Annotated in this window: 1 protein-coding gene; it reads right to left on the reverse strand. The window is 35.5% G+C overall.

Annotated elements, in window-relative coordinates:
* Positions 1 to 184: 184 nt before the first annotated feature.
* A complete protein-coding gene (locus E1176_RS03045; RefSeq protein ID WP_155209106.1) occupies positions 185 to 1,732 on the reverse strand; it encodes a porin family protein in 1,548 nt (515 codons plus the stop codon).
* Between the last annotated feature and the right edge of the window lie 159 nt (positions 1,733 to 1,891).

Raw genomic sequence — 1,891 nt, forward strand, 5'->3', positions numbered from 1 at the left:
GACTTGACTGTAGAATTGGCTCACGTTAAAATTTACGAATATAATTTTAATTGATTCTTTTCTAAGCCTATCAGGATTAGTAAAGGTGATATTAAACAATCTGGTTATTATATGACTTCAGGGCCGAATTAAACCTTACCAAGCCTTTGAGGTTCAGTAATGTTACTGGTATATAGCGAAAAAATCATTTAATAGTATGTCTCGGATCTTTTTGGGTATGTTTTGCTTTTATCTTTTCCAATTTGCCCTTCCACGAAGGCTTTTTCTTTTTATCTAATTTGTACAGATAAAATCCAAACCTTAGGTTAAAGCGCTTATTGTAAGGCGTTTTTTCGCTATCATATAATAAATTATACATTGCATGTACGTCACCTTTCAGCCGACCACCAATTTTATAATCTTTACCTATACCAATTAACGCTCCATTTACCCAGGCACGCTTTTCTGATGAAATATTAACTCTAAATCGCTCAATAGTAGATCTTAAATAAAATCCTTTGTAAACATCGTAATTTAAGGATATACGAGGGCCATAAGCTGTGGATTTTTGGTTCAGTGTAGTCTCTTCATTGTTATATCTCACACGATACATATAACCAAACCATGCATTCATCTTTTTATTAAGACGATACCCTGCGAAAGGGGCTATATCAAAATTAGTATTAGTTTGACGTGTAACCTCCCAATTAACACCTACTAGAAATCTTTTAGCAAAAGATTTATCTTTGAGCTTCATTGGGCGATATTTTCTAAGAGAATCTTTAAAATGGATAGAGTCTGGTTTAAATTCTTTGAGCTCACGCCTGGCATTGGCTACTTTCTCCTTATAAGCCTTTAAAGCGTCCTTGGCTACATATTTAGATTTCTCCAAAATCCGTTGCTTAACGAAAGCAGGATCCTGATACTTCTCTCCCAGTTGTTTATGCTCTTCTATTTCAGACTGTAGTACATCAAAATGATCGGTTTGTTCATCAAGAGCAGAAAGGTCAGTTTGATCAACGATTTCTTTTTCAGCCCGCTCCTCAACTCCTTCCCAATCACCTGCTTTAGCTTCAGCCATTTCCTGATTGACCTCACTCAGTTTTTCACCGTGTTCTTTAACCTCTCCTAAGGCAGAAGATAAATCACCCACTTTTTTAGAGGATTTAATGTCTTCTATTTTATCCTTCGGCTCACTACCAATACCTTTTACTTTATTAGAAATACCTTCGGTCTTTTCTAAAAGTGGATTGTCAATTTCTTGGAGTGGATTTTCTGGCAATTTGTCCTTTCCAGGTATTTCTACCTGAGTGACTTCTTCAGGTAAGGATTTACTAATGTTGGTGTTAGGTATATTTTCTGTAACATTCGGCAACTCACCGGTTGGTAGCTTTTCCTCTATTTCAGAAGGTACGTTTGTGTCTACTTGTAGCTTTTGAGTGAGTTTGTCTTTTGTTTCTTCTAGCTTTTCGTTTACTACAGCCTGTAACTCTTCACTTTTTGCTTTCAGTTGATCCGGGTATTTGTTGAGCAAGCTATCGAGCTTTTGTTGATACTTTTCTGTAGGTAGATTTAAAGCGGAAAGGCTATCGATGGTATGTTGTGTTGTCTGAGTGATAGAATCTATTTTTGATAACTCGATATCATGCTTTACACTATCAACACGACTTTGTAAACTTTGACCAATTACTTTTAATGTATCTGTCTCTGACAGAAGTGCAAGGCTATCCATTCGCTCTATTTGATTCAGCAAACTATCTGCTGTCTGAGCATGAGACAGATTAGGTAATAGAAGAAAGAAAATAATGACCAGGTGTCGCAATTGCATGTAAAATTAAACGACAAATATACTGGCTTTTAAGTCGTTATGGAAGTTTAAAGATATATGATTTAAGAAAGATAAAATGAAATT

The organism is Fulvivirga aurantia, from assembly GCF_009711475.1.
In the GTDB taxonomy this organism is placed as follows: domain Bacteria; phylum Bacteroidota; class Bacteroidia; order Cytophagales; family Cyclobacteriaceae; genus Fulvivirga; species Fulvivirga aurantia.